The sequence below is a fragment of the Paenibacillus sp. J53TS2 genome (assembly GCF_018403305.1).
Lineage (GTDB): Bacteria > Bacillota > Bacilli > Paenibacillales > Paenibacillaceae > Fontibacillus > Fontibacillus rhizolycopersici.
The window spans coordinates 1-280 of record NZ_BOSK01000038.1; the positions used below are offsets into that span (position 1 = coordinate 1).

Sequence of the window (280 nt, forward strand, 5' to 3'; positions counted from 1 at the left end):
TAATACAATGAGATTTTTAATCTCGTCAGTTTGTTTCAATGAGCAAGTCAAACACTTTATTGGAGAGTTTGATCCTGGCTCAGGACGAACGCTGGCGGCGTGCCTAATACATGCAAGTCGAGCGGAGTTAATCGGGAGCTTGCTCCTGGTTAACTTAGCGGCGGACGGGTGAGTAACACGTAGGCAACCTGCCCGTAAGACTGGGATAACTACCGGAAACGGTAGCTAATACCGGATACGCAAGTTTCTCGCATGGGAGACTTGGGAAAGGCGGAGCAAT

General features: G+C 48.9%; 1 rRNA gene. It reads left to right on the forward strand.

Features of this window, described 5'->3' with window-relative positions:
- Positions 1 to 56: 56 nt before the first annotated feature.
- Positions 57 to 280 (forward strand): 16S ribosomal RNA (locus KJS42_RS22965); the annotation flags it as partial.